The following is a 14,609-nucleotide window of genomic DNA, read 5'->3' on the forward strand; positions in this document are numbered from 1 at the left end:
GTAAGGTTATGATTCTGACAATAACAATGAATCCGTCAGTTGACATTTCTTATCCGCTTGAACAATTCAAATTAGATACCGTGAATCGTGTTGCTAAAACGCATAAAACTCCTGGTGGAAAGGGTTTGAATGTTACTCGAGTTCTTTCCCAACTGGGAGATGATGTGATTGCAAGTGGTTTGTTAGGCGGTAAAATTGGAGAATTCATAGAGAGTGAACTAGATAAGTCAAGTGTGAAACACTCCTTTTATAAGATTGCTGGAGAAACGAGAAACTGTATTGCCATTTTGCATGATGGAAATCAAACAGAGATTCTTGAACAAGGTCCTACGATTAGTGAAGAAGAAGCAACAGGGTTCTTAAACTATTTTGAAAAACTGGTTCCAGATTTAGGGATTGTAGCTATCTCAGGTAGTCTCCCAAAAGGTCTTGATACAAACTTTTATTCTCGTATGGTGGGAATTTGTAATAAATATAATATCCCAGTTGTATTAGATTGTTCAGGAGAGGCCCTTCTAAATGTACTTGATGGACAAGAAAAACCCACAGTTATTAAACCAAATACTGAGGAACTTTCTCAACTAGTAGGAACGGAAGTGACTGATGATATTGATAGTTTGAAATCAGTTCTTCACAATTCTCTTTTCGATGGGATTGAATGGGTGATTGTTTCACTTGGTTCAAAAGGAGCCTTTGCAAGACATCATGATGTTTTTTATAAGGTATCTATCCCTAAAATTGAAGTGGTCAATCCTGTTGGCTCAGGAGACTCAACGGTAGCTGGTATTACATCTGCTTTAGTTCATAACGATAGTGATGAGAATTTATTGAAAAAAGCAAATGTACTTGGTATGTTGAATGCTCAAGAAGCGCTAACAGGTCATGTCAATCTTAACAATTACGATAATTTATTTAATCAAATAGAAGTAAAAGAGGTATAATAATGGTATTAACAGCACAAAAACGTTCATTGATGGAAAAAGTCAGCGATAAAAATGGTGTTATCTCAGCTTTGGCTTTTGATCAACGTGGGGCACTCAAAAAAATGATGGCGAAACATCAAACAGAAGAGCCAACAGTTGAACAAATTGAAACATTGAAAACAATTGTTTCAGAAGAATTGACAAAATATGCGTCTTCTATTCTTCTTGATCCAGAATACGGTTTGCCAGCATCTAAAGCTCGAGCGGACGAAGCAGGGCTATTACTTGCCTACGAAAAAACAGGATACGATGCAAGTACAACAAGCCGCTTACCAGATTGTTTGGATGATTGGTCAGTCAAACGCCTTAAAGAACAGGGTGCCGATACACTGAAATTTTTGCTATACTATGATGTAGATGGTGATGAGCAAGTAAACCGTCAAAAACAAGCATACATTGAACGTATTGGTTCTGAATGTAAGGCGGAAGATATTCCGTTCTTCCTTGAAATTCTGTCTTATGACGAAGGTATTGCAGACAACACAGGTGTTGAGTTCGCCAAAGTAAAACCTCGTAAAGTGAATGAAGCGATGAAAGTCTTCTCAGATGAGCGTTTCGGTATTGATGTTCTTAAGGTTGAAGTTCCAGTCAATATGAATTTCGTTGAAGGTTTTGGTGATGGTGAAGTCGTCTACACTAAGGAAGAAGCAGCACAACACTTCCGTGACCAGGAAGCTTCAACACACCTACCTTATATCTATTTAAGTGCGGGTGTTTCTGCTAAATTATTCCAAGATACCTTAGTATTTGCGGCAGAATCAGGTGCCAAATTCAATGGTGTTCTTTGTGGACGTGCAACATGGGCTGGCTCAGTTCAAGTCTTTATTGAACAAGGTGAGGAAGCAGCTCGTGAATGGTTACGTACAACTGGATTCCAAAATATTGATGAATTGAACAAGGTTTTGGAAAAAACTGCTAGTCCATGGACTGAAAAAGTATAATCATAAAAATTTTCGGAGGAAATAATCATGAATAGAGAAGAAATCACTCTTTTAGGATTTGAAATTGTTGCTTATGCTGGAGATGCACGTTCTAAATTTTTAGAAGCATTGAAGGCTGCCCAAGAAGGTGACTATGCCAAAGCTGAAGAATTGATTGCAGCTGGTGGTGAGTGCTTAAATGATGCACACAATGCTCAGACAAGTCTTCTACAAAAAGAAGCAGCTGGTGAGGATCTTGCCTTTAGTGTTACCTTAATGCATGGTCAAGATCACTTGATGACTACAATCTTACTTCAAGACCTAATGAAACATATGATTGAGTTGTATAAGAGAGGAGCAAAATAATGAAAGGGTTGATTGCTCAAATTGAGAAAGGGAAACCTTTCTTTGAGAAGATTTCTCGGAATATTTACCTCCGTGCTATTCGTGATGGCTTTATCGCTGGCATGCCGGTCATTCTTTTCTCAAGTATTTTCATCTTAATTGCTTATGTTCCTAATGCTTGGGGATTCAAATGGAGCGCTGATATTGAAACACTTTTGATGACTCCATACAATTACTCAATGGGAATTCTTGGATTGTTTGTTGCTGGTACAACTGCAAAAGCATTAACCGATTCAATGAACCGCTCATTGCCTAGCACAAATCAAATTAACTTCATTTCTACAATGCTTGCAGCAATTGTTGGCTTCCTGTTGATGGCTGCTAATCCAGCAAAAGATGGTGGTTTCTTAACTGGATTTATGGGTACTAAAGGTTTGCTTACAGCCTTCATTGCAGCCTTTATTACGGTTAATGTTTACAAGGTTTGTGTGAAAAACAATGTCACTATTCGCATGCCTGATGAAGTTCCACCGAATATTTCACAAGTATTTAAAGACTTAATCCCATTTACTGTCTCAGTCGTATTGCTTTATGCTATTGAACTTCTTGTACATAATGCACTAGGTGTAAATGTTGCGGAATCAATTGGTAAATTATTAGCTCCATTGTTCCAAGCAGCAGATGGTTATGTTGGTATTACCATTATCTTTGGTGCCTTTGCTTTCTTCTGGTTTGTTGGTATTCACGGGCCTTCAATTGTTGAGCCTGCTATTGCAGCCATAACCTATGCCAATGCTGAAGCTAACTTACAATTGCTTCAAGCAGGGGAACATGCTGATAAGATTTTGACATCAGGTACTCAAATGTTCATCGTTACGATGGGTGGTACTGGTGCAACATTGGTTGTTCCGTTCATGTTTATGTGGTTGACGAAATCAAAACGTAATAAAGCGATTGGACGTGCGTCCGTTGTTCCTACTTTCTTTGGAGTTAACGAACCAATTTTGTTCGGTGCTCCACTGGTATTGAACCCAATTTTCTTCATTCCATTTATCTTAACCCCAATTGTTAACGTTTGGATTTTCAAATTCTTTATTGATAGTCTAGGAATGAACAGTTTTACTGCAAACTTACCTTGGACAACACCAGCTCCCCTAGGACTTGTACTAGGTACTAACTTCCAGGTTCTATCATTCATCTTAGCTGCTGTTTTGATAGTTGTTGATGTTGCCATTTACTACCCATTCTTGAAGGTTTATGACCAACAAATTCTTGAAGAAGAACGAACTGGTAAATCTTCAGATGAGTTGAAAGAAAAAGTAGCCGCAAACTTCAATACAGCAAAAGCTGATGCCATTCTTGAAAAAGCAGGAGCAACTGAAACTGTTGAATCAACTGTTGAATCAAAAGAAATTACTGAACAAACAAATGTTTTGGTTCTCTGTGCAGGTGGAGGAACAAGTGGTCTTCTTGCAAATGCTTTGACAAAAGCAGCTAAAGAATATGGTGCTCCAGTTACTGCAGCAGCAGGAAGCTATGGTGGTCACCGTGAAATCTTGCCGCAATATCAGCTCGTTATCCTTGCTCCTCAAGTAGCGTCAAACTATGAAGACTTGAAAGTAGAAACAGATAAACTTGGTATCAAATTAGCTAAGACAGAAGGTGCACAATACATCAAATTGACTCGTGATGGACAAGGCGCTTTGGACTTTGTTAAACAACAAATGGAAAATTAAAATAGACAACATTAGGGAAGGTTGGGGGAACTCAACTTCCCTTTTTAGATGAAGAGGAAAAACAAATGTCAAAAACATTACCTAAAGATTTTATTTTCGGTGGTGCAACAGCAGCATATCAAGCTGAAGGTGCTACTAAAACAGATGGAAAAGGCCCGGTCGCATGGGATAAGTATTTAGAAGACAATTATTGGTATACAGCAGAACCTGCAAGTGATTTTTATAATCGTTATCCTGTCGACTTAAAGCTGGCTGAAGAATACGGTGTCAATGGAATCCGTATTTCGATTGCTTGGTCTCGTGTATTCCCTACTGGATATGGTGAGGTCAATCGCAAAGGAGTTGAGTACTATCATAATTTATTTGCAGAATGTCATAAGCGTGGTGTAGAACCATTCGTTACCTTGCATCATTTTGATACACCAGAAGCCTTGCATTCAAACGGTGATTTTTTAAATCGTGACAATATTGACCATTTTGTTGCCTATGCTGCCTTCTGTTTCGAAGAGTTTCCGGAAGTGAACTACTGGACTACCTTCAATGAGATTGGACCTATCGGTGACGGGCAATACTTAGTTGGTAAGTTCCCTCCAGGTATCCAATATGATTTGGCAAAAGTTTTTCAATCTCATCATAATATGATGGTTTCCCATGCACGTGCAGTTAAGCTTTATAAAGATAAAGGTTACAAAGGGGAAATCGGTGTCGTTCATGCTTTACCAACCAAATACCCTTATGATCCAGCTAATCCAGATGACGTGCGAGCTGCAGAATTAGAAGATATTATTCATAACAAATTTATTTTGGATGCGACTTACCTTGGCCGTTATTCTGAGAAGACAATGGAAGGCGTTCAGCACATTTTAGCAGCAAACGGAGGTGAACTAGACCTTCGTGAAGAAGACTTTTCTATTCTCGAAGCGGCTAAAGATTTGAATGATTTCCTTGGAATTAACTACTACATGAGTGATTGGATGCAAGCTTTTGATGGTGAGACTGAAATCATTCATAACGGTAAAGGTGAAAAAGGAAGTTCCAAATACCAAATTAAAGGTGTTGGTAGAAGAGAAGCACCAGTAAATGTTCCGAAAACAGATTGGGATTGGATTATTTATCCTCAAGGTCTATATGATCAAATTATGCGGGTAAAAGCAGACTATCCTAATTATAAAAAGATTTACATTACTGAAAATGGTCTTGGTTATAAGGATGAATTTGTAGACGGAACAGTTTATGATGATGGTCGTATTGACTACGTGAAAAAACATTTGGAAGTGATTTCTGATGCGATTTCAGATGGTGCTAACGTTAAAGGATACTTTATCTGGTCTCTGATGGATGTTTTCTCATGGTCAAATGGATATGAGAAACGTTACGGTCTCTTCTATGTTGATTTTGAGACACAAGAACGTTATCCTAAAAAATCAGCGCATTGGTACAAGAAAGTTGCTGAAACTCAAGTCATTGATTAATCCTTACTATGAAAGTGTGTACCTATGTTTAAAACATTAAAAAGAGTGACAGGCGGTGTTTTAACTTCTGCCTATGAAAAAGTTTATATTGTTAATTTTGAAAAATGTCCATATATTCCATACATCGATCAGAATGTTTTAAAATCTCTAGGGAAATGGTATGTCTCTACTGGAGGAGAATGGATTTGTCATTCAGATTTAGAATGGGATGACTTCAAAACATTGTTTAACAATCTCTTAGAAGGTTCGTTAAAAGGGAATGTTAGATATGAAATGGACTATATGCCTTTTCAGCAATCATAGAGTATAATTGGGGAATCAACTAATGAAATTAAAAAATGATGAATTAACGGTTGAATTTAAACCAGAGGGGGCGACCATCAGTTCGATTAGAGATCGAGATGGTGTGGAATATCTTTGGCAAGGTAATCCAGAGTACTGGGGTGGTCAGGCACCAGTTCTCTTTCCTATCTGTGGTAGTCTAAGAAATGATGGGGCCACTTTTCAGGTTGGTGAAAAAACAATTTCTGGATCCATGCCTCGCCATGGGATTGTCAGAAAACGCACTTTTGATTTAGTAAAACATACCGAAAATGAGATACAGTTTCGTATTTTATCTGACGACGAGATGTTAAAGCAATACCCATTTCCATTTGAACTCCAACTAACATACCGCTTGGATGGTAAGAGGTTGGAAACAGAATATGCAATTCGATATTTAGGTGAGTTAGATGCGATGCCATTCTTTATTGGAGGCCATCCAGGATTTAATTGTCCATTATTAGAGGATGAAGCTTTTGATGACTATTACCTAGAATTCGAATTGGAAGAAGATTGCACGATTCCAGAAAGTTTCCCAGAGACGGGACTTCTTGATTTTTCAAAACGTCAACCAATGCTATCTAAAACAAGAATTTTAGACTTGAATTATGAACTGTTTCAACATGATGCGTTGACGTTTGATAACCTTAAATCTCGAAAGGTTGCTTTGAAAACCAAAAATCATCAAAAAGGATTAAAGGTATCATTTGAAGATTTTCCTTTCTTAGTTGTTTGGACAACAACCAATAAAGGACCATTTATTGCTCTGGAACCGTGGAGTGGCTTATCTACCTCTTTGACAGAAACGGACAACTTTATCGATAAAACTCATGTCACTTATGTTGAAAAAGGCGAAGTATCTCGCAAAGCATTTACAATTGAAATTTGTTAATGAATTTGGCAATTAGCTTAATAATATTAACTTTAATATTTTTACTTATATCATGAAATTATGATTTATTGATTTAAAATTTATCAATAAACTTCAGTAATATTGAGGTAATATATCAGCTGTCATATTATGACAATTTCCAAGTTTTCTTCTAAAAGTATTCTATACTTTTCATAGGAGAAAGCTAAATGTACCAACGTATAAGGGACTTGAGAGAAGACAATGACTTCACTCAGAAATTTGTAGCTGAAAAACTATCGTTCTCTTCCACAAATTATGCAAAGATTGAGAGAGGTGAGGTAGTTCTTACAGCTGAAATACTTATAAAACTCTCTGCACTATATAACGTTAGTACGGATTATATTCTTGGACTATCAGACTGTCCTCAAAGAATTAAACAAAAAATAAAATAGTCTCTCCTTGATTTGTTCATTGACAATTGAATAAACCGAGGTGGGACTTTCTTATTTGTCGAGCAATTTAGTGAGATACGCCGTGATAGGAGCGAAAATTATTAGCTATAAAATAGAGTGGTTCTCTATCTGCCATGACCACAAATAAGGACAATGATACTTCTGAACGTTCAGGCTGCCATCGTAAAAGGACAGCGGGTGAGATGCCCATGCACGATTTAACCAATCATACCCACGGAGGAAATGATAGAGTATCACGTTATCAGGAGGAAAAATTTTGGAACAAACAGTTGTAAAATATAGTCTGCAGTTATCAATGCTTAATTTTTTATACTCTAAAGAATTGTTATCTAAAAATGAATATGAAAAAATCAGAAACAGACTGCGTATTAAGTACACAAAATAGCTGACCTTTTGATTTGAACGCGGTAATATAGAATCAAAAGGAGGAATTTCAGTATGAAAAACAATAATGTTGAAATAATAAAAGCTGATTCGTTAGTTCGTCGAAGAGGCGATAATTTCGAAAGAGACTCAAAAAGGGTTGCTGCTTATTGCCGAGTTAGTTCTGATAGTGAAGATCAGAAGAACAGCTATGAATCTCAGGTGAGACATTATAAAGATTATATCTCTCAGCGGTCGGATTGGGAACTGGCAGGTATCTATGCAGATGAAGGGATTTCAGGAACACAAGTAGGAAAGAGACAAGATTTTCAACGATTAATAAATGATTGTGTAAATGGAGAAATAGATTACATTGTCACAAAAGCAATTGCTAGATTTGCCAGGAATACCCTAGATACTTTAAAATATGTCAGAATGTTAAAAGATATGCAAATTGGAGTATATTTTGAGGAAGAAAACATAGATACCCTAACAATGGATGGAGAATTGCTTTTGACTATTCTAAGCTCCGTTGCACAGCAAGAAGTAGAAAATACATCTGCACATGTGAAAAAAGGATTAAAAATGAAGATGCAACGTGGTGAATTGGTTGGCTTTCAAGGGTGCCTAGGGTATGATTATGATGTAGAAACCAAGCAGCTTTCAATTAATAAAAAAGAAGCCAAAATTGTTCGTTATATTTTTGAAAGATATCTAGAAGGTATTGGAGGAAAAGTAATAGCTAGGGAACTTGATGAACTTGGTTACAAATCGCCAAGAGGATTAGAACATTGGAATGATACAACAGTTCTAGGAATAATAAAGAATGAAAAATATAAAGGTGATATTCTAATGGGAAAAACTTTTACAGTTGACCCAATAAGCAAGAGAAGGTTGAGTAATTTTGGAGAAGAAGATAAGTACTATATTAAAGATAATCATGAACCTATAATATCTAAAGAAGATTTTGAAAAAGCTCAGGAGATTAGACTGCGTCGAGCAGGAAATAAGAAGACTGCTGCAAATGTAAATGGCAAGCGTGAACGCTATTCAAAAATGTATGCTTTTAGTAGCATGTTAGAATGTGGTTTTTGTGGTTCAATATTATCTAGAAGGAGTTGGCACTGCCGTTCAGATTATCGCAAGGTTGTGTGGCATTGTGTTACATCGATAAAGAAAGGAAAGAAATTTTGTAAGCATAGTAAAGGATTAGAAGAGCTCGCTATTGAGGGGGCTTTCATGGAAGCTTACAGACAACTTTATCATTCAAATGAAAACTTAATGACAGACTTACTTGAAACGATTGAATCTGAATTGAATGACAATAGCCTTAACAAGGAATTAAAAAGGATTACAAACAAACTTCGAACATTACTAAAAAAAGAGGAAAATCTTGTAAATCTAAGGCTCGAAGGGAAAATTAGCGATACCATATACAATGAAAAGTACAATGAAATTTCCTCAGAAAAAGTGTTTCTAGCAGAAGAGAAGGTAAATATTGAAACAACCTTAAAATCAGAAATCGATGTAAAGAAAAGACTAACTGAGTTTAAGCACTTGCTATCTTCACAGAAAATGCTTACGGAGTTTGATCGTGCAGTTTTTGAAAGTATTGTTGAGAAAATTATTGTAGGTGGAGTTAATAGCGACGGAGAAATTGATCCTGCAATGTTAACCATAATATTCAAAACAGGTGAAACTCAAAACAAGGATGGAAAAAAATTTAAAAGTAAACGTAAAAATGCTAAACTAGAAACAGATAAATTGTGTCCTCAAAACAGTGACGAGGATAAAAAATTGTATTCTCAAGGAACAGACTACACACGTGGAGTGTGTTTCTCTGCTCGTGAAAGCCTAGAACCCTTTGTTAAATCGCAATAGTAAAAATCCTTGATTTCAAGGCTTTTGTCGTATGTAGGGGAAGTATCAGAGTGAGAGTTTAAGCTGAGTATCTTAATGTGATAGCGTTATTGAGAGAGAATTTATTTCCATAAACCCTAGGGGTATGGACTTGTTTCCATAGAAGAAGAGTTTGTGGAAATAAACATCCCCCCTAAATTATTACCTAGATGGTCGTTGAAGTTTGAGTTCTATATATTGATACTATATATTTTAAATTTAGTATTTTTAAATCAGTAAAATAATATCCTTATTTTAAAATTTAGAGAAAGATAGTATAATAATAGAAAAGAAGAGAGTTCGTGGATGTTAATAAATATAATCTTATTTACAATCAGAATATTGCTGAGAATAGTCACTGTCTTTTAAAAGCTTTATTTGTAAAAGATATAGAAATATAATATTTTTTTGAAGAGGTAAAGGAGAAAATAAGACCTGTTTAATTTAGAGTACTGATAAATCAGAATGGAGATGATTTTTTGCGAACATACTACAATAAAGAAGAACTAAAAGTTGAAATAGAGAAAACATTTGAGAAATATATTTCAGAATTTGATAATATTCCAGAGAATCTAAAAGATAAAAGAATTGATGAAGTTGATAGAACTCCAGCAGAAAACCTTTCATATCAGGTTGGATGGACAAGTTTGGTTCTTAAATGGGAAGAAGATGAAAGAAAGGGGCTTCAAGCAAAAACACCATCGGATGACTTTAAATGGAATCAGCTTGGTGAATTATATCAGTGGTTCACGGATACCTACGCTCATTTATCTCTGCAAGAGTTGAAAGCAAAATTAAATGAAAATATTAATTCTATATATGCAATGATTGATTCGTTGAGTGAAGAAGAATTATTTAAACCACATATGAGAAAATGGGCTGATGAAGCGACTAAAACCGCCACTTGGGAAGTATATAAGTTTATTCATGTAAATACAGTTGCACCTTTTGGAACTTTTAGAACTAAAATCAGAAAATGGAAAAAAATAGTGTTATGAATTATATTTTTTAACTTTAAAAAATTTCATAAAAATGGTCACAAAAGGCGATAGGAGAAAAACTATCGTCTTTTTCTTTATAAAGGGGATTGTCAAGTGGAGTGTGTAAGTAGGAAATTAATTTTCTACTGTTTACAAATAAACACTATATGCTTTAAAGCATTTTGCATATCTTCTACACTTTCAGGCTGGTAAGTATCAATAATGGATTGGGCTAACTCCACAGTGTATTTTACGCTCCCTTATAAAGTATTAGATGAGGAAATGAAGTATTAGTTTTATTTTTCTAACTTTTATAAATGTTAAATTCTCACGACAGATGTAATATATTTTGCTATTTTTTCAGGACTTTCAGTAAAATTATTATCTATCCAATTTAAAATGATACTTTCAATTGTTGAGATATAAATATCAAGAGCGAAAGAATATGGAATTTGATATGCTGTTTCGAGTTGTTTCTCTAAGTCTGGTATATCGGAATGTATAATCATTCCTTTGATATAGTCTTTAATTATGTTGTCAATATTTGGAAAAAAACAAACAAAGGACTTAATAATTTCTTTGTTTGTATATATGTAGCTAAGCATTTCCTTTAGGATTACTTCTTCATATAATAAATCATTATTTAAAATTTTTGTGATATCATCAAAGATTATTAAAATAGACTCCCTAAGGAAGTCTTCTTTTGAATTGAAATGATTATAGAAAGCTCTTCTACTAAGTTGAGCTTTTTTTGCTAAATCGCTAACTGTAATTTGTTCAAAGCTTTTCGTTTCTAATAATTCAGAGAAAGCTTTTAAAAATTTTAAATTAGTGTTATCTGAACTCTCCAACGTATTATCACCTTCATAAATCTTATCGAATGTGATTATACAATACAAATTCAAATAATAGTTCACATTTATCAAGATAATGTAAACTCCCAAAATCTTTCAAAAAGTAAATTATAACTAGTAATTTTTACTAGTTACCTTATTTTTACTTTTGAAAAGGAGAGAAGTTATGCTTAGGAAGTATAAGCAAAGAAATTATGATGTCGCACATACGAAACAGCGTTTTTCGATTAAGAAATTCAAATTTGGTGCAGCATCGGTACTGGTTGGATTGACATTTCTAGGAATGAGTAGTCATTCTGTTTTGGCGGATGAGTCAAGTATTATGAGTACGGAGGTACCACAAACAGCTGGTGTAAAACCGGAAGTTACTGTTACACAGCCTACTTCAGATGTAACAAGTCTTGTGACAGATACGTCAACTTCAGCAGTGTTATCAACGGATGCATCTCATTCTAATCCTACAGGATCAGCGGAGCATGCTGTAGGTATGAATGCTGAAGATGTAGCGGTACCAGAGACACAAGACAAAGAAGCAAATAAAACGTTGCAAGTTGCATCTTCTTCCACATCTGAATTGACAGCAGAAAATAAGGATTCAGAAATTGCAATATCATCTAGCGAGCAGGTAGAAGTCGTAAAAGATGACGAAACAGAGACTCAAAGAGCCTCAAACAGTCATCTATCAAATGTTAAGGATTTAGACATTGAAAATCTGACTTTTGCTGGTTTGGAAAAATTAGGTCTTTCAGAATCAGAGAAGACAGTTCTATTGAATAAAGTTACTGAGCAAACTCTGAATCAGACTAATAGTGTTTTAACTGAAGAAGAAAAAAGATTACTAGTAAATTTTAGTGAAGATGAAAAGAATTTTTACATCCGAAATAAGTTAGGAAAGGCTGATTTACCAACTCCTCTAGTTTTAGCAGTAGTTGAACCAGAATCAAATGGTCAATACAAAGCTCACGGTGATGGAAAAGCAACGTATTTTAGTGGAGCACACTATGATGTAGTAGCTACTCCAAATAGGGATGCTAATAAAATGGACTTTGAGATAGTCTATAAGCTGGATGGAATTTCTACTAATAGTGGAGCTCATGCAGCTGACTTTGCAATTCAATTTGGTAGAGGGTTTAGTCCTACTCCTACAATTAGTGGTAGTTACCAACTAGGGAAAAATAGCATTCCAGTAGTATTGAAAGAGGGAGGTCGGGCCAGCTCTTTATTAGGGTATATTCCTACATCACCAATACCTTATACAAATGCAATTGCTAAGACTGAACCATTAAGGATCGTATTTTCTGTACCAGTAAATAACTGGGATGATGACCTTAGTATTGATGGGACAATTGCTATGTTTAGCGAAGATCATTCAACTAATACCACTAGAGACTTTTTTTCAACGGATAACTATTTTGGAAAAAATCCTAATGTAGCAATAGATGCAAACCCTTCATTCCGTGAAAAAGTTCAAGAATTACAGCCACTGGCATTTCCAATACCATATCAGACAGAATATGAGTTTGTTGAAATTGAGGGGCAACCAGTTGGTTTTTATCGGGAAATCCAAACTGGAATGAATGGTCTAATGGAAATTCCAGTTCAAAGAGTAGTCTATGTTGGTTCTGATAATGTTGAACAAGATAGAGGCTATAGATATGGAACACCTAGTGTAAAGAAACAGCCACAGAATAAAAAGATTCAAATTAATATTAAATCTCAAAATAACTCAACTAATCCGTCAGCGACTATTGATGTTACAACTCAACGTAAACAAGGAACAGTAGATAATGGGCAAGGTCCTCAAGTAATGGGAACTGAGATTACTTTCAGAGATAAAATTGATGGAAAGGTAATCAAAACAGTATTTATTCCAGACGGCTTAACCGGTGAACAAGGTCCAGCCGGTCCAGCCGGAGAACGTGGCGAACAAGGTCCAGCCGGTCCAGCCGGAGAACGTGGTGAACAAGGTCCAGCCGGTCCAGCCGGTGAAGATGGACTATCTCCAACAATTACAACTAAACCAGGAGCAGATGGTAATAGCACTGATGTCACAATTACTATTCCAGGTAAGGAAGATACAACCATTAATATCAAAAATGGACGTGATGGATTAGACGGAAAAACCCCGAAAGTTGATAGTCTCAGATTAGAAGAACAAGGAATTACAGTACTTACTTTCTATATCGACAAAGATGATGATGGAAAATATACGCCTGGCGTTGATGATATCATACAATCAGAACTCATCAAAGATGGTAAAGATGGTGTAAGTCCAAAAGTTACTGTGACACCAGGTAAAGACAAAGACGGTCAACCAGGTCATACTATCACTATCCAAAAACCAGACGGAAGCACCGAAGATGTCTTCATCAAAGATGGTAAAGATGGTAAAGATGGTAAAGATGGTAAAGATGGTAAAACACCAACCGTTGAGCAAACTCCAATTAAGGATGCTTCAGGTAAAACTATTGGAACTACTATCATTGTGAAAGATGGCGACGGTAAGGAAGTCTCTCGTAGTAACATCTTAAACGGTAAAGATGGCGTAAGTCCAAAAGTTACTGTGACACCAGGTAAAGACAAAGACGGTCAACCAGGTCATACTATCACTATCCAAAAACCAGACGGAAGCACCGAAGATGTCTTCATCAAAGATGGTAAAGATGGTAAAGATGGTAAAGATGGTAAAGATGGTAAAGATGGTAAAGATGGTAAAACACCAACCGTTGAGCAAACTCCAATTAAGGATGCTTCAGGTAAAACTATTGGAACTACTATCATTGTGAAAGATGGCGACGGTAAGGAAGTCTCTCGTAGTAACATCTTAAACGGTAAAGATGGCGTAAGTCCAAAAGTTACTGTGACACCAGGTAAAGACAAAGACGGTCAACCAGGTCATACTATCACTATCCAAAAACCAGACGGAAGCACCGAAGATGTCTTCATCAAAGATGGTAAAGATGGTAAAGATGGTAAAGATGGTGATTGTGCTTGTAAACCAGAAGTACCAGGTAAACCAGAAGTACCAGGCAAACCAGAAGTGCCAGGTAAGCCAGAAGTACCAGGCAAACCAGAAGTGCCAGGTAAGCCAGAAGTACCAGGTAAACCAGAAGTACCAGGTAAGCCAGAAGTACCAGGCAAACCAGAAGTGCCAGGTAAGCCAGAAGTACCAGGCAAACCAGAAGTACCAGGTAAGCCAGAAGTACCAGGTAAACCAGAAGTACCAGGTGAATCTACTTTAATACCTCTAAAAGTGAATTATACTTCAGGTGAGAGATTGGAAAACCAAGAATTACCTTCCACTGGAGAGTCAAATAATCCACTTATATTACTTGGTGCATTGGGGTTACTAACTGGGGCATATATGATGAACTCTAAGAAAAAAGAGGATTAATCTTTTGACCTAAAAT

13 protein-coding genes are annotated in these 14,609 nt (G+C 36.0%); 12 read left to right on the plus strand and 1 reads right to left on the minus strand.

Translation table 11 applies throughout. The features are described from left to right. Positions 1-8: 8 nt before the first annotated feature. From lacC to DQM45_RS03495, 11 genes are all read left to right on the plus strand, one after another. Complete coding sequence (gene lacC, locus DQM45_RS03450) at positions 9-941, plus strand: tagatose-6-phosphate kinase (RefSeq protein ID WP_002936379.1); 933 nt, start codon at positions 9-11, stop codon at positions 939-941. Positions 942-943: 2 nt separating this feature from the next. Continuing rightward, on the plus strand, positions 944-1,924 hold the full coding sequence (lacD, locus tag DQM45_RS03455; RefSeq protein ID WP_003084249.1) for a tagatose-bisphosphate aldolase: 981 nt from the start codon (positions 944-946) through the stop codon (positions 1,922-1,924). Positions 1,925-1,951: 27 nt separating this feature from the next. Continuing rightward, entirely contained in the window at positions 1,952-2,269 is a 318-nt protein-coding gene (locus DQM45_RS03460) for a PTS lactose/cellobiose transporter subunit IIA (protein WP_003082802.1), read from the plus strand. Then, positions 2,269-3,984, plus strand: a complete 1,716-nt coding sequence (locus DQM45_RS03465) for a lactose-specific PTS transporter subunit EIIC (protein ID WP_002938634.1) — start codon at positions 2,269-2,271, stop codon at positions 3,982-3,984. Before DQM45_RS03460 ends, DQM45_RS03465 begins: the two co-directional genes overlap by 1 nt. A gap of 65 nt (positions 3,985-4,049) precedes the next feature. Then, positions 4,050-5,456, plus strand: coding sequence for a 6-phospho-beta-galactosidase (lacG, locus tag DQM45_RS03470; RefSeq protein ID WP_002938631.1), 1,407 nt, complete (start codon positions 4,050-4,052; stop codon positions 5,454-5,456). Between the two features lie 24 nt (positions 5,457-5,480). Further along, a complete protein-coding gene (locus DQM45_RS03475; RefSeq protein WP_002938623.1) occupies positions 5,481-5,759 on the plus strand; it encodes a DUF3884 family protein in 279 nt (92 codons plus the stop codon). Between the two features lie 22 nt (positions 5,760-5,781). Then, the gene (locus DQM45_RS03480) at positions 5,782-6,669 is read left to right on the plus strand and encodes an aldose 1-epimerase family protein (RefSeq protein WP_000769130.1); all 888 of its coding nucleotides are present in this window, start codon (positions 5,782-5,784) and stop codon (positions 6,667-6,669) included. A 188-nt stretch (positions 6,670-6,857) separates the two neighbouring features. Then, positions 6,858-7,082, plus strand: coding sequence for a helix-turn-helix domain-containing protein (locus DQM45_RS03485; protein ID WP_000284847.1), 225 nt, complete (start codon positions 6,858-6,860; stop codon positions 7,080-7,082). Between the two features lie 134 nt (positions 7,083-7,216). Continuing rightward, entirely contained in the window at positions 7,217-7,378 is a 162-nt protein-coding gene (locus DQM45_RS10105; protein ID WP_153299043.1) for a hypothetical protein, read from the plus strand. 163 nt (positions 7,379-7,541) lie between these two features. Continuing rightward, positions 7,542-9,347 (plus strand): recombinase family protein, encoded by a 1,806-nt coding sequence (locus DQM45_RS03490; RefSeq protein WP_003084142.1) that lies wholly within the window; start codon positions 7,542-7,544, stop codon positions 9,345-9,347. Positions 9,348-9,844: 497 nt separating this feature from the next. Then, positions 9,845-10,363, plus strand: coding sequence for a ClbS/DfsB family four-helix bundle protein (locus DQM45_RS03495; protein ID WP_003085719.1), 519 nt, complete (start codon positions 9,845-9,847; stop codon positions 10,361-10,363). A 302-nt stretch (positions 10,364-10,665) separates the two neighbouring features. Here the strand turns inward: DQM45_RS03495 and DQM45_RS03500 are convergent, their stop codons facing one another. After that, positions 10,666-11,196, minus strand: a complete 531-nt coding sequence (locus DQM45_RS03500; protein ID WP_017647093.1) for a TetR/AcrR family transcriptional regulator — start codon at positions 11,194-11,196, stop codon at positions 10,666-10,668. A gap of 169 nt (positions 11,197-11,365) precedes the next feature. Here DQM45_RS03500 and DQM45_RS03505 point away from each other — a divergent pair, with 169 nt between their 5' ends. Then, the gene (locus DQM45_RS03505) at positions 11,366-14,593 is read left to right on the plus strand and encodes a collagen-flanked surface repeat-containing protein (RefSeq protein ID WP_111724850.1); all 3,228 of its coding nucleotides are present in this window, start codon (positions 11,366-11,368) and stop codon (positions 14,591-14,593) included. Positions 14,594-14,609 lie beyond the last annotated feature (16 nt).

This window comes from Streptococcus porcinus, from assembly GCF_900475415.1.
Classification (GTDB): domain Bacteria; phylum Bacillota; class Bacilli; order Lactobacillales; family Streptococcaceae; genus Streptococcus; species Streptococcus porcinus.

Coding starts and splice junctions, on each gene's coding strand:
- lacC (WP_002936379.1), top strand. CDS start 9: ATGATTCTGACAATAACAATGAATCCGTCAGTTGACATTTCTTATCCG.
- lacD (WP_003084249.1), top strand. CDS start 944: ATGGTATTAACAGCACAAAAACGTTCATTGATGGAAAAAGTCAGCGAT.
- DQM45_RS03460 (WP_003082802.1), top strand. CDS start 1,952: ATGAATAGAGAAGAAATCACTCTTTTAGGATTTGAAATTGTTGCTTAT.
- DQM45_RS03465 (WP_002938634.1), top strand. CDS start 2,269: ATGAAAGGGTTGATTGCTCAAATTGAGAAAGGGAAACCTTTCTTTGAG.
- lacG (WP_002938631.1), top strand. CDS start 4,050: ATGTCAAAAACATTACCTAAAGATTTTATTTTCGGTGGTGCAACAGCA.
- DQM45_RS03475 (WP_002938623.1), top strand. CDS start 5,481: ATGTTTAAAACATTAAAAAGAGTGACAGGCGGTGTTTTAACTTCTGCC.
- DQM45_RS03480 (WP_000769130.1), top strand. CDS start 5,782: ATGAAATTAAAAAATGATGAATTAACGGTTGAATTTAAACCAGAGGGG.
- DQM45_RS03485 (WP_000284847.1), top strand. CDS start 6,858: ATGTACCAACGTATAAGGGACTTGAGAGAAGACAATGACTTCACTCAG.
- DQM45_RS10105 (WP_153299043.1), top strand. CDS start 7,217: ATGACCACAAATAAGGACAATGATACTTCTGAACGTTCAGGCTGCCAT.
- DQM45_RS03490 (WP_003084142.1), top strand. CDS start 7,542: ATGAAAAACAATAATGTTGAAATAATAAAAGCTGATTCGTTAGTTCGT.
- DQM45_RS03505 (WP_111724850.1), top strand. CDS start 11,366: ATGCTTAGGAAGTATAAGCAAAGAAATTATGATGTCGCACATACGAAA.